The following is a 21401-nucleotide window of genomic DNA, read 5'->3' on the forward strand; positions in this document are numbered from 1 at the left end:
CCCAATTTATTGGGGCAAACCGTGCATCATGTGGCACTGCTGCCCGGTTTGCAACCGCGTTAAAACCGGGCCTACAGGTGGCTTGAAACAGCCAACGCCGGCGTTGCTAGAAGCAGCAGTGGGGATTGCCGGAGCCGACCATAAAATGCCATGGCCGAAAAGTTGCTCCTGCATATTCGGCATTCCCGCCATCCATGGCGGTCAGATGCATTTTCGAGCGTACATGGGGCGAGCTTGCTCGCCGTGACGAACCAGTAAAGTCTGACCGAACATCCAGTGAATGTTCGCAGCAGGCTTTACTGGTGAGTGGCATTCACCGAAGCGTGTCGGCGTAGTGCAACCCCACTGATGCTTCGTTACGCACGGCTTCCGGTTCCCGCCTGGTTTAAATCGCTTCTATTTTCGCCGGCAGTCCCTGTCTTACTGAGGCACCGCTGGTCCAGTCGAGCCAGACGTTGGCCACTTCCTTGCGGGTGGGATCCATCAGCCCCAGGGCGTTCTGGTTGACCCCGGCACCCAGCCGTGGATTGACCGGCGTGGCCTCGCCGTCAATCACATGGGCCCGGGCACCCAGCTCGGTGTGGCCATAGCCGTGCTCAATGGCCACGGCCCCCTCCATAATGCCATCGCGCACCAGCGCAATGCCCTCCACACTGCCGCCCGGGGTGGTCACCCGCACCGCCTGACCGTGCTCAATACCGGCGCGCTCGGCATCCTTGCGATGAAGGCTGATGGGGTTTTCCGGATGGATCATGCGTAGCCGCTCGGCCCCGATGCTCGACGAGCTCATCAGATGGGACTTGTAGGAGGTCACCAGCAGCGGCCACTCGGCTTCGGAATAATGCTCCCGCATCGGGCTGCCGTCGGCAAAGCGCGGCTCATACAGGGCGGCACAGCCCGACAGCCGCTCGCCGGTCATGGAATGAATGCTGGTGCCGATGGTGGGGTTCCAGATGCACAAACTGTTTTTGGTGCGCTTGTTCATCAGCTCGCCCTGCCAGCCCGATTCAAAGGGCGCAAAACGGCCGCCCCGGCTGCACACAAAGCCCACCTTGCGTCGCTCCTCCGGGGCCAGGGTGCTGTCTATCAGCGGCATTAACCGGGCGGCGTTGGTCAGCACCAGATCGTCGGCGCTGGCATCGGGCACCGGCGTGCCGGCAAAGGCCAGATTGGCGGCAGCGCGCAGGTAAAAATCGGCGCTGGTATGCAGGCCGTGAAGCTCACCTTGATGATCGCGTATGGCATTATCACTATAACCCGGCAGCCCCATGGTTTTGGCCAGATTAATGATAAAGGCTTCCAGCCCCAGAACATCGCCGTTGGCCAGTTTCGGGGTGGCCGGGGTCACCACCGGCCAGCGCGCCGTGGTGGTGGCCTGAGGCACACCGCTCCAGGGTTTGGTAAAGCCGTAGCTCTCATAGGTGAGGGTATCGGGCACGATATAATCTGCCAGCGCCGTGGTCTCGTTAATAAAACCGTCCACGGCAATAAACAGCGGCAGGTTGGCCGGGTCTTTCAGCTTTTCACCTAAAAACGCCTGACCGCCGCCGATGCCATAGAGCGGGTTGGTCATATGGCTGATCCAGGCCTTGAGTTTGTAGGGGTAGCCTGCAAACGCCGCCGCCAGATGCTCGGTGAGCAGGGGCGAGGAAAATGAAAACCAGGGTGCTCTGGACGGATAAGGCGCTTCACCGGCGGCCAGCTTGCGCCGGTATTCGCTGCTTTTTTCATAAGCAAAGCGGTTGTGGGACAGGAACACCCCTTTGGGGGCCACCATGCCGTCAAACTCGGCCAGGTTGTAGCGGGGGCCGTTTTCCACCGCCGCCACACCGCCGGCCCCCAAGGCCAGCCCGCCTTTGGCATTGACATTACCCAGCAGGGTATTCAGGGTCATCACCGCCATGGCAGTGTAAAAGGCGTTGCCGCTCATCATGCCGCCGTGGGCATCAATCACGGCTTTGGGGCCATGGCGTTTCAGCTCCTGGCCCAGCCCTTCAATAATATTCACCGGCACGCCGCAGCGGGCACTGTAGTCTTCAATGGAATGGGCAAAGGCGGATTCTTTCAGGCACTGCAGTGCCGATTTCACCCGCACCGGCTCGCCATTAATCTGTATTTCACGATCTACCCAGAGCGCGGCAGGGCGGCCGCTGGAGTGAGCCATCAGCTCACCGCTGTCGGCATTTACAACCAGCAAAGTCTCGGCGTCGCCCATATTCAGATCGGCGGCGGTCAGAAAGCGGCCGGCCTGAGGATGGGGAGCCTGCAACACCAGATGGGTGGCATTGCTGTGGCTGGGCTGACCGGCTCTGGCCTGGGCTTCGGGGCCGGGCTGAGCCAGATAGGTGGCGTTAATGCCGTCGTTTTCCATCAGCCAGCGCATCAGCGCCAGGGCCAGGGCGTCGTCGGTGGCGGGCTTGATGGGCACCCAGCGGCCCCGGCCATCGTTCAGCCGGCTGATACTGTTGGGCAGGGTAGGGGCCACCACCACATAATCGAGGCCGCCGTCGCTGCGGGCGGCGGCCAGCTGCCGGCCCTGGCGTTTAAAGGGGTTGCCGGCCTGGGCCGGCGAGGTGCCGATGCACAGCACAAAGTCGGTGTGATCCCAGTCGGGTTTGCCGTGAGCGAATTTTTGCAGATCGTTGAACACGGCCCCGGCCCCGGCGCGATAGCCAAAGCCGCAATAGCCGCCGTGGTGGCCAAAGTTGCGGGTGCCAAAGCTGTTAAAAGCAAAGCGCTTGAGAAAGCTGTCCCGGCCTTCGTCGCCGGCGTTGGTCACCAGCAGCTGGTTGGCTCTGGGGCCAAACTCGGGATTATCCGCATCCACCGGCGTGTCGAGATCGCGAATGGCGTTGAGACCGTCCACATGGCCTTCACCAAAGAGATCGCCGCCCTGAGTCACTTCCTGCAGCAGCTGCTCAAAGGGAATGGTCTGCCATTTGCTTTCGCCGCGTTTGCCGGCCCGCTTCAGAATTTGGGTGACCCGGTAGGGGCTTTGCAACTGTTCGGCCAGCGCCGCTCCCCGGGCGCAGGCGGTGGAGCGCTGCTCGATACCCGCTTCTCCGGCAAGGCCGGTATAGACTTCACGCACCGGGGTTTCCTGAGCCGGCGGTCTGGAGTTGGACAGCGGGTGGTAAGGGTTGCCGGCAATGCGCAGCACCTTGTTATTGGCGGTATCGACCCGGGCCCGCAGTCCGCACTGGGTCCAGCAGCCAAAGCACTGCACCGGGCTCACCACCTGATTTTCTGCCATCACCAGTTCGCCGGCGGCGTCAATCATGAATTCCGGGGCCAGGGCGTTGCCGGCAATACGGTCATTGGTGGGCACACCGCTGGTGCCGTTGACCAGGCCTTTTACGGCCTTGCTCACCGGGGTGGCATAGCCCAGGGCAAAGGCACCGGTGCCACCGGCCATCATGCCAGCCTGTAACAGGGCGCGTCGTTTTTTATCCATGGCGGACTCCTGAATTATCCAGCAGGGCCCATACCGCGCCGGCCAGCGCCAGCCACAGGCCCAGAGTGCCGGCCACAATCACGCCGGCGGAAGAAAGCAGTTGAGGATCGAGGTGATACAAACCGGCCCCGTATTTGGGCACTGTCTGCACGTTCATCAGCACCACCCAGCGAAAGCCCCAGGCGCACAGCATGGCCAGGCCCGCGGGCAGCAGATCAAAGGAAGAAAGCGGACTGTGCAGGCGAAGCGTGGCAAGCCACCAGAGCACCATGCCGCCGGCCACCGACAGCAGCATCAGATGCCGCCAGAACGGAAAATGGGCAAACAGCCGCTGCGCTTCTCGCCAGGAATCACCCTGTTGCCACTGTCCGGTGATGGCCCACAGCAATACGGTTACGGTCAGCGCCACCAGCACGGCGATCAGAGTCCGGCGCAGCAGGGCGGCGTTTTGCTGGCGCGGGAACAGGCATTCCAGCAGCATCAGCAGGCCGGTGAGGGCGAGCTGGGCGGTCAGCAGCAGGTTGACTGGCAGCCAGGCGGTATGCCACAGCGCCCGGGAACGTACCACCATGATCTCCATGCCGGTATAGAGCAGAATGCCCAGTGCCGACAGTGCGCACAGCCAGGCCAGTGCGGTCAGCACTCGTCCTTGTGGCCAGAGCGGCAGGTTCAGCCAGCGGTTGATCCAGAGCTGTTTAAACTCGAGATGCGTGCGCAGCAGGCTGAAGGTGACCACCAGTGACAGGGTCACAAAAACCGGCAAAATCAGCGCACCCAGCCACATCCAGGAGCTGGGAGTCAGTTGCGTGTAAAAGTGCCAGAAGCGGGCGGGCTGGTGCAGATCCGCCAGCAGTGCCATGGGCCCCACCAGCGCGCTGATGCCCAGCACCAGTGCCAGCCGGTCGCGCCAGGGATGCCAGGCGCTGCTGGCGTTCATGGCCAGCGGCAGCAGCAGGGCGGCACAGGCGGCAATGCCAATAAAAAAGAAGTACTGCACGGCCCAGGGCAGCCAGGGCGCTTCGGCATGGGTGGTTAACAATTCAATCATGGTGAGCCCCTTATGGTCAGGCGTGAGATGGGGACCAGAGCCCCGGCTGACCGTCGATGCGTTCCAGAAACTCGTCGCCGAGGCCGATGTAATACACCTGCGGGCTGGTGCCCTGCTCGGGCTTGAGCACCTTGATGTCAACGGCGTGCTCGGCCATCAGCCGGCGGGCCTGGCTGTGAGGGTTGTTCAGGTCGCCAATCACCCGGGCACCGCCCACGCAGGACTCCACACAGGCGGGCAGCAGGCCCACTTCCAGCCGGTGCACGCAAAAGGTGCATTTGTCGGCGGTCTGGGTATCGTGGTTGATAAAGCGGGCGTCGTAGGGGCAGGCCTGCACGCAGTAGGCGCAGCCCACGCACTGCTGGTTGTCCAGCACCACGATGCCGTCGTCGCGCTGATAGGTGGCCTGCGTGGGGCACACCGGAATGCAGGGCGGATTGGCGCAGTGATTGCAGAGCCTGGGCAGCATCACCTGAGTGGGGGTATCGCGGTTTTCGACCTGTACCTCGTATTGCTGTACCGTGGTACGAAACTGGCCCACCGGCGGCAGATTTTCCATACTGCAACTGACGGTACAGGCCTGGCAGCCAATGCATTGGCGCAGGTCAATGACCATGCCATAGCGCTTGTTGCCGGCGGCCGGGGTGGCGTCCACCTGGGCAATCGGGATCAGACTGGCACCGGCGGTCAGGCCGGTTAGATTTTTAAGAAACTGTCGTTTGCTGGCGTCCATTTCGGGCTCCTCAAACCGGGAATACCGCCATTGTCACGATGGGCTGCAAGCGACTTTATTGTGGTTTTCCACAAGAACCCCATGGGCTTGATCCAGGACAAGTTATATTTGATATCAAACTATGTAATCACTGGCATAAGGCTGTTTTTTCGGCGCTGTCTGGTGCGATGGGCGGGCTGGGGCATGTTGCTGCCGGTGCTCGCCCAGGCGGCGGATTACCAGATCGGCTTTCTGGCCTACCGGGGCGAAGCCCGGGCCCGCACCGAATGGCAGCCGGTACTGGATGACTTGAACCGGGCGCTGCCGGCACACCGTTTCGACGGGGTCTTTCTGACCCAGCAGCAGCTGAATCAGCAACTGGCCGAGGGCCGGCTCGATTTTGTGGTGACCAACCCGGCCCATTATGTGCTGAGCCGCCACCAGGGGCTGAACTGGCTGGCATCCTGGCTGGATCCGCGTTTTGGCTCGGCCCGGGAAAGCGTGGCGGGCACCCTGCTGGTGCGGGCCGACAGTGGCCTGACAGCCAGCCATCAATTGTCCGGACGTCGGGTGGGGGCGGTGCACGAACAGGCCTTTGGCGGTTATTTGCTGGTGGCGGAGCAGTTGCGTCGCCGTGGGGTGGCGCTGGCCAGTGTCGATTTGCAGTTTCGCGGTTATCCGGTGGACGCGCTGATTTACCTGCTGCGCGACGGCGCCCTGGACGCGGCCATGGTGCCCGCCTGTACCCTGGAGCAAATGACCGAGGAAGGGCTGGTGAACCCGGCCGACTTCAGGGCGTTGCTGGTGCAGGCCGACACCCCTTGTGTCCGCTCCACCCCCCTGTATCCGGGCTGGAGCTTTGCCGCCGTCGACAGCCGGGACGAGACCCTGCTGCGGGACATCACCCAGGCCCTGCTGGCCATGAAGCAACAAGACCGGCCGCTGTGGGGCGCGCCCATTCGGCTGGATGAGGTGGAACAACTGCTGCGCAACTGGCAGCCGGACGCCGGCGAGGCGCCCACCTGGCAGATGTTGCGCCGGGTACTGCTGGGCTACTGGCAGTGGCTGGCGGGGCTGATGCTGGTATTGCTGGTGATTGCCTTGCACCATGTGCGAGTAACCCGCCTGCTGCTCAGGCGCACCGATGAGCGGGACCGCCTGCATGGCCTTATTCAGAGCCGGGAGCAGGAGCTGGCCCGGGCCCGTCAGGCCACCCTGCTGGGAGAAATGGCCACGGGGCTGGCCCATGAGTTGAACCAGCCGCTCTCGGCCATTCAGGCCTATGCCCAGGCCGGTGAGCTGATGACCAGTGAGCAGAGCAGCCGCGAAGTGTTCAATCATATCGTCGGCGAAACCGAGCGGGGGGCCGACATTATTCGCCGTTTTCGCCAGTGGGCCAGCCAGCCGCTGCCGGGGCCCGAGGCCTTTGCGCCCCAGGCGTTGTGCCGGGAGCTGGCCGAGCGGCTCACCCCCCGGGCCAATGCCGCCGGTGTGCGGCTGGACGTGCGTACGGACCAGGGCACGCTGTTGAGTGTACAGCCGGCGGTGGAGCAGATATTGTCCAACCTGTTGGGCAACAGCCTGGATGCCTTTGAGCGCCGACAGCGGGGCGGGCACGTGCTGCTCTGTGCCGTGCAGGAGGAGGACGGCTGGCGACTGACGGTGGAAGACGATGCCGGCGGCGTGTCGCCGGTGGTGATCGAGGCACTGGGCCATACCCTGCCCGCCAGCCGCATTCACGGCATGGGCATTGGTCTGCTGGTGAGCTACCGGCTGGCGCGTCGACTGGGTGGAAAGCTGACCCTGGCCAATGTGGACGAGGGGACTCGGTCTGAATTGTTTTTGCCTAAGGAGCACTAATGCACATTTACCTGCTGGACGACGATCCCCAGGTGCTGGCCGCCAACGGCTTTTTGCTCAAGGCCATGGGCTTTGAGAGCACCGGCTGGTCGGAGCCGACCCGGTTTCTGGAGGAGTTCGACGGCAATGCCGAAGCGGTGCTGTTGCTGGATCTGGCCATGCCGGAGATGGATGGGCTGGAGGTGCTGGCACAACTGAACCGCCGCCAGAGCCCGGTGGCGGTGGTGTTGCTCACCGGCCATGGCGATGTGCCCCAGGCGGTGGAAGCCATGAAGCTGGGGGCGGTGGACTTTCTGGAAAAACCGGTGGACGCCCGCCGGCTGGCGGAGGTGCTGGCCCGGGCCAAGGAGCAGGCCCGGGAGCTGGACGCCCGGTCACAGGCCCGGCAACGGGTTGCCCGTCTGTCGGCCCGGGAGCATGAGGTGGTGAGCCTGGTGGCCCAGGGGCTGACCAACAAGGCCATTGCCGAAAGCCTGTGCGTGGCGGTGCGCACCGTGGAGGTGCACCGGGCCTCGGCCATGACCAAGCTGGAAGCGGCCAACATGGCCGAGCTGCTGCACTGCTGGCAGCGGTATCAGGGGTAAAGACGTAAGGCGTGAGACGTAAAAAGTAAGACGTGAGACAGTAAATCGTTTTTCTTCTCTCCTCTACGTCTCTACGTCTCTACGTCTTTCCATCCAGGACTCAAGAATAAGCTGGGCCGAGACCGCATCCACCGCGTCCTTGCCCAGGGCCTTGTAGCCGCCGGCCTCAAACAACCGGGCCCGGGCGTCGGTGGTGGTCAGGCGTTCGTCCTGCAGCTCCACCGCCAGGCCGAAGCGGCCATGCAGCCGGTTGGCGAATTTGCGCGCCCGGCGGCTGATGTCCTGCTCGGTGCCGTCCATGTTCAGCGGCAGGCCCACCACCAGCAACGCCGGCTGCCATTCCTTCAGCAGTTTTTCAATCTGCTCCCAGTTGGGCACGCCGTCGTTGGCCTTCAGCGCCAGCAGCGGGCGGGCGCTGGCGGTCAGCTCCTGGCCTACCGCCACTCCAATGCTTTTCAGGCCGTAGTCAAAGCCCAGCAGAGTCCGGCTCATGCGTGACCTACCTGGGACGACAGCTGGCGTGAGTCAATGCCGAGGCGGCCAATGGCCTGGTGCCAGCGCTGGCCAATGGGCGTGTCGAAAATCAGGCTGCTGTCGGCGGGCACCGTCAGCCAGCTGTTTTCCACCAGCTCCTGCTCCAGCTGGCCCGGGGTCCAGCCCGCGTAGCCCAGCGCCACCAGGTACTTTTCCGGCGCTTCGTCGGTGCCCAGGCTTTCCAGCACGTCCCGGGAGGTGGTGATCATCAGCTCGTCGGACAGCCGCCGGCTGGAGCCAAAGCCGTCCACCGGGGTATGCAGCACAAAGCCCCGGTCGGCGGACACCGGGCCGCCCTGCAGCACCGGCTGATCCAGCTCGGGCACGTCCTCGGGCTCCAGCTCCAGCTGGTGCAGCAGCTCGTGCAGCTGCATGTCGACCGGAATGTTGATCACCAGCCCCATGGCGCCTTCCTCGTTATGCTCGCAGATGTAGGTCACGGAGCCGGCAAAGAAGGGATCCTTGAGGCTGGGCATGGCGATGAGAAAGTGATGTTCCAGTGAATCCATGGTGTCTCGTTATGAGTATCATGCCCCGGCACGGCCGGGGTGCAGTGAGTGTTACTGTCAGGATAGCCGTTTTTCAATGGCGTCCATCAGCATGCCGGTAATGTTGACCGGGAAGGCGGCCTCGATTTCCCGCACACAGGTGGGGCTGGTCACGTTCACTTCGGTGAGCTTGTCGCCGATGATGTCGAGGCCGACAAAGATAAGCCCCTTGCTCTTCAGCACCGGCCCCAGCGCCTCGGCAATGCGGCGGTCGCTGTCACTCAGGGGGCGGGCCTCGCCCCGGCCGCCGGCGGCCAGGTTGCCCCGGGTTTCGCCGCCCTGAGGAATGCGCGCCAGGCAGTAGGGCACCGGCTCGCCGTCCACCACCAGTACCCGCTTGTCGCCGTCCTTGATGGCGGGCAGGTAGGTCTGCACCATGCAGTAGCGGCTGCCGTGCTCGGTGAGGGTTTCGATGATCACCCCCAGGTTGGGATCGTCTTCCTTCACCCGGAAAATGGAGGCGCCGCCCATGCCATCCAGGGGCTTCATGATGATGTCCTTGTGCTCGGCGTGAAAGGCGCGAATGTCGGCGGCCTTGCGGGTCACCAGGGTACTGGGGGTGTGGGAGGCAAACCAGGCGGTGTAGAGCTTTTCGTTGGCGTCGCGCAGGCTCTGGGGCTTGTTGACGATCAGCACCCCTTCGCCCTCGGCCCGCTCCAGCAGGTAGGTGGCGTAGATGAATTCGGTGTCAAAGGGCGGATCCTTGCGCATCAGGATCACATCCAGGCTGTGCAGCGGTTTGAGTTCGGGCTCGCCCAGGCTGAACCACTGGCTGGCATCTTCCTTCACCGACAACCGGGCCATGTCGCCAAAGGCTTCGCCGTCGCGCAGGCTGAGATCGCTCATCTCCATGTACCACAGCTCGTAGCCCCGGCGCTGGGCTTCCAGCAGCATGGCGAAGCTGGTGTCTTTTTTGATGTTGATGGACTGAATGGGGTCCATCACGATTCCCAGTTTAATGGTCATGCGAGATCTCCAAATCGGCATTGCAGGGCGGTAATGGCGGTGAGCGCCGCGGTTTCGGTGCGCAGTACGCGCGGTCCGAGCAGTATATCAATAAAGCCGTGCTGGCGGGCGGCGATGATTTCTTCGTCCGACAGCCCCCCTTCGGGGCCGATCAGCAGGCGCACGCCAGCCTCGGGGGCGGGCAGGGTGTTGACGCTGTGTTCGGCGCGGGGGTGTAGGTTGAGCTTGAGCTCATCGGTGTCTTCCGCCAGCCACTGGGCCAGGGCCATGGCCGGGCGTATCTCGGGAATGCGGTTGCGGCCGCACTGCTCGCAGGCGGCGATGGCGATTTTCTGCCACTGCTGCAGTTTCTTCTCCAGCCGTTCGCCGGTGAGCTTGACGCCGCAACGGCTGGAAAACAGCGGAGTAATGACGTTGACGCCGAGCTCCACCGACTTCTGAATGGTGAACTCCATCTTTTCGCCCCGGCTCACCACCTGGCCCAGGTGAAAGTGCAGGGGTGATTCCACCTCGTCGGCGCTGAAGGCACCGATGCGCACCCGCACCGTCTTCTTGCCGGCCTCGATGATGTCGGCGGCGTACTGGCCGCCTTCACCGTTGAACAGTACCAGCGGCTGGCCGGCCTGCATGCGCAGCACCCGACCCACGTGGTTGGCGCCATCCTCAGACAGGCTCAGCTCCTGGCCGGTGGCAAGCTGGCCCGGCTCATGGATTCGGGGTATACGCATAGTTTTTGCATTGCTCCTGAACAAAGGGGTTGTGATTGCCCTGAATGCGGCTGATGCGGTTGTCCCGCTCGCACTCCCAGGGACTGGCCGGGTATTGCCGGTTCCAGGCCTCAAACAGTTTTTGCTGCTGGCGGGCAATTTTCAGCCGGTACTGCTGCTGCATATACAGATAGGTGCGGGCAATGGCGCCCCGGCTTTGCTCCGGTGGCTGTACCTTGCGGCCTTTGAAGTCCACCAGCATTTGACACTGACCGTATTGTACCGGTTTGCCGTTCCATTCGGAAAAACGGTAGTTGGAGCGATCGCCGTTCACCTCGCCCACCGCCGGCACCAGGTTGTGCAGGTCGCCTTCCATCTGCCGGAACAGCTCGTCCTTGCGGGTGCAGTTTTTGCGACCGCCCTGTTGCCAGCACTGGCGCTGGTGGCCGAATTCCCAGGCGGGCACCACGTGCTCCCACTCGATGCGGCTGGCACGCTGTTGCTGTTTGCGCACCTGGTAGCCGCAACCGGCCAGATCCGGTACCAGTTTTTTACCCTGTGTATCTATGTTGCAGCCGCAATAAAAGGTTTTAAGGTTATCGTTGTAAATGCCCGGGGCCACCTTTTTGGCCTGGCGAAACGACATGGCTTCGCCGTAAGCCAGCGAGGAGCACAGGCTCAGGATTAGAAGAAAATAGCGCACGACTCGTTGTTATGTTGGTTTTTGTGCGCGCAAGCTTACCACTGGCGGCGGGGCGGGGAAAAGTGGGGATTGGAGATCCCGACACATCGGCCGGGTTGCGTGCCGATGTGTCGAAGGGGAGTCGTAAACGTGCGTTACACGAGCTTCAGCATGGCCTCGGCGGAAGACACCTCCAGCTTGCCGGGGGCTTCCACGCAGACGTGAGTAACCACGCCGTTGTCCACCACCAGGGCAAAGCGCTGGGCACGCAGGCCGCCAAAGGTGCCGGTGTCCTTGGCCAGCCCCAGGGCTTGCGTAAAGGCGCCGTCGCCGTCCGCCAGCATGGTAATGGCCTCGGCGTTCTGGCTTTGCTGCCAGGCGCGCATTACGAAGGCGTCGTTGACCGACAGGCAGAACAGCGCCACACCCTTGCGTTGAAATTCGTCTTCCAGCGCGACAAAGCCCGGCAGATGCGCCTGGGAGCAGGTGGGGGTAAAGGCGCCGGGTACGGCGAAAATCACCGCCTTTTTGTTGGCAAACAGAGTGTGGGTGTCGACGCTGCTTTTGCCGCTGTCGGTAATAAAGGTGAAGTCGTGCTGGGGCAGGGGGTGACCGGACTGAATCATGGCGTTTTCCTTTTGGATGAGGCTTTCACTCGGGTTAATGGCTGGCCGCAGTGCAGGCACTGGTAGCGTTTCTGGCCGCGCAGCACGCTGTTGTGCCGGCGCAGGCTGAGCTTGTGAATGCGGCAGCCGCAATCATAGCTGAAAACCGGGGCGACTTTCGCGGTGTTGAGCCGGTGCCGGGTGCGGGGCTCCACGCCGAACACCTCTGTCATGATGGCCTGCCATTCCCGGCCATGGGGGCGCACCCGGCCGTGCAGGGCAAAGGCCACCAGGTGGGCCACCTCGTGGGGCACGATATCGGTGAGGAAGTGCTCGGCGTTGTCGGCCAGCAGCACCGGATTAAAGCGCAGCTCCCAGCGTTCGGTCCAGGCAGAGCCGGCAATACGGCCGCGCTGGTTAAAGCGCACCAGTGGCGGATCAAAATGCCGGCCGGTATGGTGCTCGGCCAGGGCCAGGCACTCGGTGACTCTGTCTTGTACTTGCTGAAAAAGGGAATCGTCAGGTTTCATGGTTTTTAAAGCTGCCAGCCCGTCTTGGTCACCAATATTACTGTATGCAAAGCTGTGCTCTGTCGCCGGTCAAGGCGCACTGCTTCTCCGGCACGCTGTGAATACCTCCCTGTACGCTCCGTCGCGCCATCCCTGGCGCGAAGGACACGGCGAAGCAGACGCCCCTTGCTCTCCTCAGAACGCTTGGCGCTGACTGACAGCAAACTGACAACGCCGATGTTGCCCGAAGCAGCAGTGGGGATTGCCGGAGCCGACCATAAAATGCCATGGATGATGAGATGGACACCTCTTGGGTAAGCGGCGTCGTAATGCGCCATATTTGGGTTGAAGCTCAAATAACCACAAAAGGTGTCCACTATGAACATTACGCTCATTGGTCTCGATTTGGCAAAGAATGTGATTCAGATTTGTGGTGTTAATCAAGCTGGCAAGGCGGTATTCAATCGCAGCGTGACCCGTCACAAGGTACTGGAGCTGCTTAGTCAGTACCCTCAGGTGCCCATTGCGATGGAAGCCTGCAGCGGCTCCAATTACTGGGGCAGAGCCCTGCAGCAGCGGGGACATCAGGTGATGTTGCTGCCGCCCCAGCATGTGAAACCCTTCGTCAAGGGGAACAAGAACGACCGTAATGATGCCTTTGCTATCTGTGAGGCGGCACGGCGCCCCAACATGACGTTTGTACCGCCGCGTACGCTGGAGCAGACCGACATCAGCCTGGTACACCGGCTGCGAGAGCGCCGCATCGGCGAGCGAACCCGGTTGATTAATCAGTTACGGGGCTTGCTCAATGAGTACGGCATCGTTCTGGCTGGCGGTAAAGAGACGTTAAAGCAAGCCATGCCCTTGCTGTTGGAGGATGCTAGTAACGAACTGACGCCACGGGCTCGGACCTATTGTTGTGACATCCTGGAAGAATGGCAGCAACTGGATGAGGCTATTCGGTGCCTGGATAAAGACATCGAACAGCAATGTCGCGATAACGAGGCCTGCGCCCGACTCATTGACATTCGAGGTGTAGGCGCGGTGACCGCGACCGCCATGGTCGCCTTTGTCGGCAACGGCAGTCAGTACCGCAATGCCCGGCACTTTTCTGCCAACCTGGGGCTGGTACCGAAAGAGCATTCCAGTGGCGGCAAACAAAAGCTGGGCAGTATCACCAAGCGTGGTAATGGGTACTTGCGCAAGCTGTTGATACAAGGTGCCTGGTCGATTATCCGGCACCTGAACAAGGCCACCGACCGGTTATCGCTGTGGGTCAAACAGCTGGCCGAGCGCAGAGGCAAGCAACGCGCTGCGGTGGCCACGGCCAACAAGCTGGCACGGATTATCTGGGTCATGCTGTTCAGGCAGGAGCACTATCGGGCAGCCTGAGCTGACCTAAAGAAACTGAATTAAACCCCGTTTAACAGGAAGGAAAACAAGAGGTTATCACCCCGACGAAACGCGATGTGGAAAACGTGAATGAGGCAACAGGTTAAACCGGCCCTTGCAAACGCCGAGAAAATGTCAGGAGTCTGAACTCCGTAAGGACGATAGGCAGCAAGGGCGCGGTTCTCATTAGGGCCAGAGTGAGCCAATGACTCACTCATCAACACAGGCCGAATATACGGATGCAGTTAATCCTGGCTGCCAAAACACGGAAACCCCACTGGCGAAAAGCGAGGTGTCCATATATGGCATTTTCGAGCGACACAGGGAGTGTGCTTGAAGCGTGTCGGCGGAGCGCAACCGCGCTGCTGCTTCGCGCGGCGATTTTTATCGGCAACTCAGGCTGCAAGCGAATATACAAAGGGGAAGCGAATGCTTCCCCTTGATGCTTACTTCAGGCCGGCGGCGTCGCGCAGCAGGGCGGCCTTGTCGGTGGCCTCCCAGGGGAACTCGTCCCGGCCGAAGTGGCCGTAGGCGGCGGTGGCCTGGTAGATGGGACGGTTCAGATCCAGCATCTGAATGAGGCCATAGGGGCGCAGGTCGAAGTGCTCGCGCACCAGGGCGTCGATGAGTTCTTCGGATACCTTGCCGGTGCCGAAGGTTTCCACGCTGATGGAGGTGGGCTCGGCCACACCGATGGCGTAGGACACCTGAATTTCACAGCGATCCGCCAGACCGGCGGCCACGATGTTTTTGGCCACGTAGCGGGCGGCGTAGGCGGCGGAGCGATCCACCTTGGACGGATCCTTGCCGGAGAAGGCACCACCACCGTGGCGGGCCATGCCGCCGTAGGTGTCGACGATGATCTTGCGGCCGGTCAGGCCACAGTCACCCATGGGGCCGCCGATAATAAACTGGCCGGTGGGGTTGATGTGGTACTTGGTGTCCTTGCTCAGCCATTCGGCGGGCAGCACCGGCTTGATGATCAGCTCCATCACCGCTTCGCGCAGGGTGGCCTGATCGATGTCGGGGCTGTGCTGGGTGGACAGCACCACGGTGTCGATGGCCACCGGCTTGCCGTCGTCGTAAACAAAGGTGACCTGGGACTTGGCGTCCGGACGCAGCCAGGGCAGCTCCTTGGCCTTGCGCACATGGGCCTGGCGCTTCACCAGACGGTGGGCGTAGGTGACCGGGGCGGGCATCAGTACATCGGTTTCGTTGGAGGCGTAACCGAACATCAGGCCCTGGTCGCCGGCACCCTGAGCGTAAGGGTCTTCGTCTTTGCGATCCACGCCCATGGCGATGTCGGGAGACTGTTTGCCGATGGCGTTGAGCACGGCGCAGCTGTCACCGTCAAAGCCCATGTCGGAGCTGGTGTAGCCAATGTCGCGTACGGTGCGGCGGGCCAGCTCTTCGATGTCGACCCAGGCGCTGGTGGAGATTTCGCCGCCCACGATGACCATGCCGGTCTTGACGTAGGTTTCGCAGGCCACGCGAGCCTTGGGGTCCTGCTTGATGATGGCGTCGAGGACCGCATCGGAGATCTGGTCGGCAATCTTGTCGGGATGACCTTCGGACACGGACTCGGAGGTAAACAGTCTGGCCATGTTACTTCACTTCCTGAAAATGTAATGAATTCGGTGCTGTCAGTGACCGCCTGGATGGCGGTATTAACATCTGGACGGCTATTCTAGAGAGGCGGCGACGGGATTGCCAGCAAAATGTGTGACCGGCCCGGCGCCCGGCAGCGGGGGGAGAATAATTTGCGCCACCCGGCCGTCTTTGGGACAATAACCGCCGTTTTGTTCACCCTTCTTTCAAGAATTTCTCAGGAGATGTCGATGCCTTCTCGTCAAGTGCTGGCCAATGCCGTGCGCGCGCTCAGTATGGATGCGGTACAGAAAGCCAATTCCGGTCACCCCGGTGCCCCCATGGGCATGGCGGATATCGCCGAGGTGTTGTGGCGTGATTACTTGAAGCACAACCCGGCCAACCCGAACTGGGCCGATCGTGACCGCTTTATTCTGTCCAACGGTCACGGCTCCATGCTGCTGTACTCCCTGCTGCACCTGACCGGCTATGAGCTGTCCATCGACGATCTCAAGCAGTTCCGCCAACTGCATTCCAAGACCCCCGGCCACCCCGAGTACGGCTACGCCCCGGGCGTGGAAACCACCACAGGTCCGCTCGGTCAGGGCATCACCAATGCGGTGGGCATGGCCATCGCCGAAAAGGCGCTGGCGGCCCAGTTCAACCAGCCCGGCCATGAGGTGGTGGATCACTACACCTATACCTTCCTGGGTGACGGCTGCCTGATGGAAGGCATCTCCCACGAAGCCTGCTCCCTGGCGGGTACCCTGGGATTGGGCAAGCTGATTGCCTTCTGGGATGACAACGGCATTTCCATCGACGGTCATGTGGACGGCTGGTTCAGCGACGACACGCCCAAGCGTTTTGAAGCCTACGGCTGGCAGGTGATCCCAGCCGTTGACGGCCACGACAGTGCCGCCGTGGCCGCCGCCATCGAGGCCGCCCGCGCCGATACTTCCCGCCCGACCCTGATCTGCTGCCGCACCGTGATCGGCTTTGGTTCTCCCAACAAGGGCGGCAGCCACGACTGCCACGGTGCCCCCCTGGGTGAAGATGAAATCGCCGCCACCCGCGAGCAACTGGGCTGGCACCATGCGCCGTTCGAGATCCCCGCCGACATCTACGGCGAGTGGGATGCCAAGGCCAAGGGTGCCGAGCGGGAAGCCGCCTGGAACGAGCAGTTTGCCGCCTACGCCGCCGCTCATCCGGAATTGGCCGCCGAGCTCAAGCGCCGCCTGAACGGCGAGCTGCCCGCCGACTGGGCCCAGCAGAGCACCGACTTTATCAAGGGCCTGCAGGCGGCTCCGGCCAAGATCGCCACCCGCAAGGCCTCTCAGAACGCCCTCGACGCCTTTGGCGCTGTGCTGCCCGAGCTGCTGGGTGGCAGTGCCGACCTGGCGCCGTCTAACCTGACCATGCACAAGGCTTCAAAGGCCATCAGCGCCGAGGATGCCTCCGGCAACTACCTGCACTACGGCGTGCGCGAGTTCGGCATGAGCGCCATCATGAACGGTATCGCCCTGCACGGCGGTTTCGTGCCCTACGGCGGCACCTTCCTGATGTTCGTGGAATACGCCCGCAACGCGGTGCGCATGGCCGCCTTGATGAAGCAGCGCTCCATCTTTGTGTACACCCACGACAGCATCGGCCTAGGTGAAGACGGCCCGACCCACCAGCCGGTCGAGCAAATTGCCTCTCTGCGCCTGACCCCCAACATGAGCACCTGGCGTCCCTGTGATCAGGTGGAGTCGGCGGTGGCCTGGAAACACGCCATTGAGCGTCAGGACGGCCCCACTTCGCTGATCTTCTCTCGGCAGAACCTGCCCCAGATGGAGCGCACTGAGGCCCAGCTGGCCGACGTGGCCAAGGGTGGCTATGTGCTGCGCGATTGCGCCGGCACGCCTGAGCTGATCATCGTCGCCACCGGCTCCGAGGTGGAGCTGGCCATGGCCGCCGCCGAGCAGCTGACTGCCAAGGGCCGCGCGGTGCGTGTGGTGTCCATGCCGTCCACCGACGTGTTTGACGCCCAGTCTGCCTCCTACCGTGAAAGCGTGCTGCCCGCCGCCGTGACCAGGCGTCTGGCGGTGGAAGCCGGCATCAAGGACTACTGGTTCAAGTACGTGGGCTTTGGTGGCGACATCATCGGCATGACCAGCTTTGGCGAGTCGGCCCCGGCCGGCGAGCTGTTCAAGCTGTTCGGCTTTACCACCGACAACGTGGTGGAGAAGGCTGAGGCCCTGCTGGGCTGAGCCTTCCCCGCGACATGAATGATAAAAACCGGCTTTCGAGCCGGTTTTTTTATGGCCGGGATCCGGCCCGAACACGGCGTCGTGGGCCGTCACCGTCGCGGAGCGATCCCGATCACAATTTATTAACCAGGTAAAATTCGCACTAAAGTAAAAAGCCGTTTTTTAACAGGACCTTGGCTGATTTTTTGAGTGTCTGGTCAGCATTTTATGGCGCTGGCCCCATTGCCCAGCCTGTTAATGAAATGTATATATAATTATGAATTCATAATGACGCAGGCGGCGTCCAAACCAAGGAGAAGGTAATGGGAAACAATCTACACGCCTTTGGCGGTTTCTTTAAAAAAAGTTTGTTAACGATCTCGCTCGGCGCGACCCTGGCGACCGCCTCGGTGCAGGCCGAGACCCTGCGGGTGGCGGGCAACTTCGCCGTGGATCATTCCAGTACCCTGGCCATGGAGGTATTCAAGCAGGAAGTGGAAGCGGCCACCCAAGGAGACATGGAAGTCAACCTGTTCCCGGCCATGCAGCTGGGCGGCGCCTCTGAAAACGTGGATCAGGTGCGCTCCGGGGTGCTCAGCATGACCTGGATTGGCGTGTCCTTTCTGTCCCGCACCGTGCCCGAGCTGGAAGCGGTCAGCCTGCCCTTTGTGTTCAAGGACCGGGAAACCGCCTTCAGGGTGATTGACGGCCGGGTAGGGGAGCTGCTTAACGAAAAACTGGCCGACAAGGGCTTTGTGGCCCTGGGCTTTATGGAGCTGGGCCCGCGCCATGTTACCAACAGCGTGCGCCCTATCGAGTCCATCAACGACTTCGACGGCCTCAAGATCCGTCTGCAGCCCAATGAAACCCACCTCAAGACCTTCCGCGCCCTGGGTGCCAGCCCCACTTCCATGGGCATCAACGAAGTCTATTCCGCCCTGCAGCAGAAGGTGATCGACGGTCAGGAAAACCCCTTCAGTATCATTCGCAAGAACAACTATCAGGAAGTGCAGCAGTACGTGACCGATACCGGCCATTTCTTTGACTTTATTGTGGTGGTGGCCAACAAGCGGCGCTTCGACAAGCTCTCCGGGACGGAGCAGCAGGCGGTGCGCGACGCCATGGCCAAGGCCGTGGCATGGCAGCGTGAAAAGGCCGCCGAGGAGGATGTGCATTCCCGGGAGCAGCTGGTGGCGGCGGGCATGCAGTTCAACCGCGTCAGCCCGGAGCTGCACCAGCAGATGCAGCAAAAGACCGCGGGCATTATTGATGAGCTGAAGGAGCGCCTGGGTGCCGAGCTGGTGAACGCCGTGCTGGAGGATGCCAAGTCATGACAACCGGTCATTCCGAACAGCCGCACATGCTGAACGGAGCCGGGCCCCTGCCAGCGCCGGCGGCCTTTGTCCGCCGGCTGTTGCAAAGGGTGGACAGCGCTTCCCGCTATACCATTTGTGTGTGCATGGCGGTGATGGTGCTGCTGGTCACGGCTCAGGTGTTCTGCCGTTATCTGCTGTCCGAGTCCATCGACTGGGCCGACGAGATGTCGCGCCTGGCCTTTGTCTGGGCGGTGTTCCTGGCCATTCCCCACGGCCTCAAGCACGGCATTCATGTGGGGATTGATGTGCTGACCAACAAGCTGTCGCCCCGGCTGCAGGAAGGGCTGGCACGGCTGATGCTGCTGGTCAGCGGTCTGCTGATGGTGGTGGTCTGTTACCAGGCGGTGCTGGTGGCCATGGACAGCTGGGGCGAGCTGATGCCGACCATTCCGGTCAGTGCCTCTGTGTTCTATATCCCGGTGATGCTGAGCTGCGGCCATGGCCTGCTGCACCTGCTGTTTATGGCCTGGCAGGGCACCCGGGTGTGGATGGATGAGGAGGAGGTCGCATGACCACACTGGCGATTATTCTGTTTCTGGTGCTGGCGCTGCTGGGCATGCCCCTGGCCTTTTCCCTGGGGCTGGCGGCCCTCGGCGGTCTGGCCTGGAGCGGCATCGAGCTGTCGGTACTGCCCCAGCGCATGATGCACGCGGTCAACTCCTTTCCGCTGATGGCGATTCCGCTGTTTATGCTGGCGGGGGAGCTGATGGTGGGCGGTCAGGTGATGCAGCGTACCATCGACTTTGCCAACGCCTTCGTCGGCCGGGTCAAGGGCGGCCTGGCCCATGTCACCCTGCTCTCCGGCCTGGGGCTGGCGTCGGTGACCGGTGCCGCCGTGGCGGGCGCCAGTGCGCTGGGCACCACCATGATGCCGGCGATGAAAAAGCACTACGACGCGGGCTTTGGCTCGGCGGTGGTGGCCTCGGCTTCAAACCTGGGTCCCATTATTCCGCCCAGCGCCGCCATGATTGTGTATGCCCTGATGGCCGGCTCCTCGGTCTCCGTGGGTGGCCTGTTCATGGCCGGCGTGGTGCCGGGTGTGCTGCTGGTGATAGGCATGATGCTGCTGTCGAGCTGGATGGCCCATCGCAAGGGCTATCCGCCTACCGGTGAACCCTTCAGCCTGAAGAACCTGCTGGTGCAGACCAAACGGGCCGGGGCCATCATGCTGATGCCGGTGATCGTCATTGGCGGCATTGTCGGCGGCGTGTTTACCGCCACCGAAGGCGCAGCCATTGCCGTGGTCTATGCCTTTGTGATCGGCAAGTGGGTGACCCGCAAGCTGGCATGGGCCGACCTGCCGGGCTGCATGTTCCGGGCCGCGCTGACCTCGGCGGTGGTGGGGGCGCTGATCGCCTTTGCGACGCCGTTGACCTTCCTGTTCACCATTGATCTCATCCCCATGCGGTTGTCCGAGTTTATTCAGACCCTGACCGACAACCCCCATGTGTTTCTGGCACTGGTGATGGCGATGCTGCTGGTGGTGGGCATGTTCCTGGAGTCGAACGCGGCCTACATCATGCTGGTGCCCCTGTTTGCGCCCATTGCCCTGGCCTACGGCATCGACCCGCTGTACTTCGGCTTTCTGTTCGTGTTCAACCTGGTGATCGGCATGATGACGCCGCCAGTGGGAGTGCTGCTGTTCGTGATGTGCGGCATTGCCAAGATCCCGATGTCGCAGCTGTTGCGCTACGTCTGGCCCTTTATTGCCCTGCAATACCTGGTGCTGGTGCTGTGCTGGATTTTCCCCGGTATCGTGACGGCCCTGCCGCACGCCCTGGGTTACTGATAACTGAATGAAATCTAACAACAAGCAAGGAGCTTACCATGACTAATCGTACTCTGCTGGGTGTTCTGACCCCGTCCTCCAACACCACCCTGGAGCCGGTGACCGGCGACATTCTGCACGGCGTGGAGGGCGTCAGCGCCCACTTCGGCCGGCTCAAGGTGACCGAGATTTCCCTCACCGATCAGGCCCTGAGCCAGTTCGACAACGAGCCCTTCCTGCAGGCGTCCCGGCTGCTGGCGGACGCCAGGGTGCAGTCCATCACCTGGAGCGGCACCTCTTCCGGCTGGCGCGGTTTTCAGGATGACGAGATCCTGTGCAAGGCCATTACCGACGCCACCGGCATTCCGGCCACCACCTCGGTGCTGGCGTTGAACGAGCTGTTCCAGCTTACCGGCGTCAAGCGCTTTGGCCTGGTGACCCCCTACCTGCACGAGGTGCAGCGCAAGGTGATCGCCACCTATGCCGATGCCGGTTTTGAGTGTGTGGCCGAGCGCCACCTCAACGACAAGGGCAACTTCTCCTTCTCCGAGGTGAGCGAAAACACCCTGGAAGAGATGGTGCGGGCGGTGGCCGCCGAGGGGCAGTGCGACGCCATCACCATTTTCTGCACCAACCTGCGCGGCGCCCGGGTGGCGGCGCGGCTGGAGCAGGAGCTGGGCATTCCCATCTACGACACCGTCTCTACCGGGGTATGGAAGGGCATGCTGCTGGCCGATGCGGATCCGAGCCAGATCCAGGGGTGGGGCTCTTTGTTTTCGATCAAGCCGTAATTATATATTATATAATTCATAAATAAGGGCAGTCTGCTCACCGACGATGG

General features: G+C 62.1%; 20 protein-coding genes. 8 read left to right on the forward strand and 12 right to left on the reverse strand.

The annotated features are described in order from the left end of the window. Nucleotides 1-385: 385 nt before the first annotated feature. From GU3_RS08570 to dsrO, 3 genes are read right to left on the reverse strand one after another with little or no spacing between them, the layout of a single operon-like run. Entirely contained in the window at nucleotides 386-3454 is a 3069-nt protein-coding gene (locus GU3_RS08570; RefSeq protein WP_014292134.1) for a molybdopterin dinucleotide binding domain-containing protein, read from the reverse strand. After that, the gene (gene nrfD, locus GU3_RS08575; protein WP_014292135.1) at nucleotides 3447-4502 is read right to left on the reverse strand and encodes an NrfD/PsrC family molybdoenzyme membrane anchor subunit; all 1056 of its coding nucleotides are present in this window, start codon (nucleotides 4500-4502) and stop codon (nucleotides 3447-3449) included. Before nrfD ends, GU3_RS08570 begins: the two co-directional genes overlap by 8 nt. Before the next feature lie 16 nt (nucleotides 4503-4518). Further along, entirely contained in the window at nucleotides 4519-5235 is a 717-nt protein-coding gene (gene dsrO, locus GU3_RS08580) for a sulfate reduction electron transfer complex DsrMKJOP subunit DsrO (protein ID WP_014292136.1), read from the reverse strand. Between the two features lie 183 nt (nucleotides 5236-5418). Here dsrO and GU3_RS08585 point away from each other — a divergent pair, with 183 nt between their 5' ends. Both GU3_RS08585 and GU3_RS08590 read left to right on the forward strand, forming a co-directional pair. Further along, the gene (locus GU3_RS08585) at nucleotides 5419-7074 is read left to right on the forward strand and encodes a PhnD/SsuA/transferrin family substrate-binding protein (RefSeq protein ID WP_148265874.1); all 1656 of its coding nucleotides are present in this window, start codon (nucleotides 5419-5421) and stop codon (nucleotides 7072-7074) included. Next, nucleotides 7074-7658: a response regulator transcription factor gene (locus GU3_RS08590; RefSeq protein ID WP_014292138.1), complete on the forward strand. Its 585-nt coding sequence runs from the start codon at nucleotides 7074-7076 to the stop codon at nucleotides 7656-7658. The genes GU3_RS08585 and GU3_RS08590 overlap by 1 nt, the downstream gene beginning before the upstream one ends. A gap of 63 nt (nucleotides 7659-7721) precedes the next feature. On the opposite strand, the gene ruvX is transcribed toward GU3_RS08590, so the two are convergent. From ruvX to GU3_RS17050, 8 genes are all read right to left on the reverse strand, one after another. Beyond that, nucleotides 7722-8150, reverse strand: coding sequence for a Holliday junction resolvase RuvX (gene ruvX, locus GU3_RS08595; RefSeq protein WP_014292139.1), 429 nt, complete (start codon nucleotides 8148-8150; stop codon nucleotides 7722-7724). Beyond that, complete coding sequence (locus GU3_RS08600) at nucleotides 8147-8701, reverse strand: YqgE/AlgH family protein (protein ID WP_014292140.1); 555 nt, start codon at nucleotides 8699-8701, stop codon at nucleotides 8147-8149. Before GU3_RS08600 ends, ruvX begins: the two co-directional genes overlap by 4 nt. Before the next feature lie 57 nt (nucleotides 8702-8758). Continuing rightward, complete coding sequence (gene gshB, locus GU3_RS08605) at nucleotides 8759-9706, reverse strand: glutathione synthase (protein WP_014292141.1); 948 nt, start codon at nucleotides 9704-9706, stop codon at nucleotides 8759-8761. After that, a complete protein-coding gene (rsmE, locus tag GU3_RS08610; protein WP_014292142.1) occupies nucleotides 9703-10434 on the reverse strand; it encodes a 16S rRNA (uracil(1498)-N(3))-methyltransferase in 732 nt (243 codons plus the stop codon). Before rsmE ends, gshB begins: the two co-directional genes overlap by 4 nt. Beyond that, the gene (locus tag GU3_RS08615; RefSeq protein WP_148265954.1) at nucleotides 10412-11059 is read right to left on the reverse strand and encodes an endonuclease; all 648 of its coding nucleotides are present in this window, start codon (nucleotides 11057-11059) and stop codon (nucleotides 10412-10414) included. Before GU3_RS08615 ends, rsmE begins: the two co-directional genes overlap by 23 nt. Before the next feature lie 191 nt (nucleotides 11060-11250). Continuing rightward, nucleotides 11251-11721: a peroxiredoxin gene (locus GU3_RS08620; RefSeq protein ID WP_014292144.1), complete on the reverse strand. Its 471-nt coding sequence runs from the start codon at nucleotides 11719-11721 to the stop codon at nucleotides 11251-11253. Beyond that, nucleotides 11718-12230 (reverse strand): SprT family zinc-dependent metalloprotease, encoded by a 513-nt coding sequence (locus tag GU3_RS08625; protein WP_014292145.1) that lies wholly within the window; start codon nucleotides 12228-12230, stop codon nucleotides 11718-11720. Before GU3_RS08625 ends, GU3_RS08620 begins: the two co-directional genes overlap by 4 nt. A 5-nt stretch (nucleotides 12231-12235) precedes the next feature. Then, nucleotides 12236-12595, reverse strand: coding sequence for a hypothetical protein (locus GU3_RS17050; protein WP_148265875.1), 360 nt, complete (start codon nucleotides 12593-12595; stop codon nucleotides 12236-12238). Between GU3_RS17050 and GU3_RS08630 the strand changes: the two genes are divergently transcribed. Further along, nucleotides 12588-13601: an IS110 family transposase gene (locus tag GU3_RS08630; RefSeq protein WP_014292146.1), complete on the forward strand. Its 1014-nt coding sequence runs from the start codon at nucleotides 12588-12590 to the stop codon at nucleotides 13599-13601. The two genes, GU3_RS17050 and GU3_RS08630, sit on opposite strands and share 8 nt — an antisense overlap. Nucleotides 13602-14047: 446 nt before the next feature. On the opposite strand, the gene metK is transcribed toward GU3_RS08630, so the two are convergent. Then, nucleotides 14048-15205, reverse strand: a complete 1158-nt coding sequence (metK, locus tag GU3_RS08635) for a methionine adenosyltransferase (RefSeq protein ID WP_014292147.1) — start codon at nucleotides 15203-15205, stop codon at nucleotides 14048-14050. A 234-nt stretch (nucleotides 15206-15439) separates the two neighbouring features. On the opposite strand from metK, the gene tkt reads away from it, so the two are divergent. The 5 genes from tkt to GU3_RS08660 all read left to right on the forward strand — a co-directional run bounded on the left by tkt (nucleotide 15440) and on the right by GU3_RS08660 (nucleotide 21351). Continuing rightward, a complete protein-coding gene (gene tkt / locus GU3_RS08640; protein WP_014292148.1) occupies nucleotides 15440-17437 on the forward strand; it encodes a transketolase in 1998 nt (665 codons plus the stop codon). Between the two features lie 302 nt (nucleotides 17438-17739). Then, nucleotides 17740-18750 carry a TRAP transporter substrate-binding protein gene (locus GU3_RS08645; protein ID WP_014292149.1) on the forward strand — a complete coding sequence of 337 codons (1011 nt, stop codon included), beginning with the start codon at nucleotides 17740-17742 and terminating at the stop codon, nucleotides 18748-18750. Further along, nucleotides 18747-19304 carry a TRAP transporter small permease gene (locus GU3_RS08650; RefSeq protein WP_014292150.1) on the forward strand — a complete coding sequence of 186 codons (558 nt, stop codon included), beginning with the start codon at nucleotides 18747-18749 and terminating at the stop codon, nucleotides 19302-19304. Before GU3_RS08645 ends, GU3_RS08650 begins: the two co-directional genes overlap by 4 nt. Further along, nucleotides 19301-20581, forward strand: a complete 1281-nt coding sequence (locus GU3_RS08655; RefSeq protein ID WP_014292151.1) for a TRAP transporter large permease — start codon at nucleotides 19301-19303, stop codon at nucleotides 20579-20581. The genes GU3_RS08650 and GU3_RS08655 overlap by 4 nt, the downstream gene beginning before the upstream one ends. Before the next feature lie 38 nt (nucleotides 20582-20619). Beyond that, a complete protein-coding gene (locus GU3_RS08660) occupies nucleotides 20620-21351 on the forward strand; it encodes an aspartate/glutamate racemase family protein (RefSeq protein ID WP_014292152.1) in 732 nt (243 codons plus the stop codon). Nucleotides 21352-21401 lie beyond the last annotated feature (50 nt).

The sequence above is a fragment of the Oceanimonas sp. GK1 genome, assembly GCF_000243075.1.
Lineage (GTDB): Bacteria > Pseudomonadota > Gammaproteobacteria > Enterobacterales > Aeromonadaceae > Oceanimonas.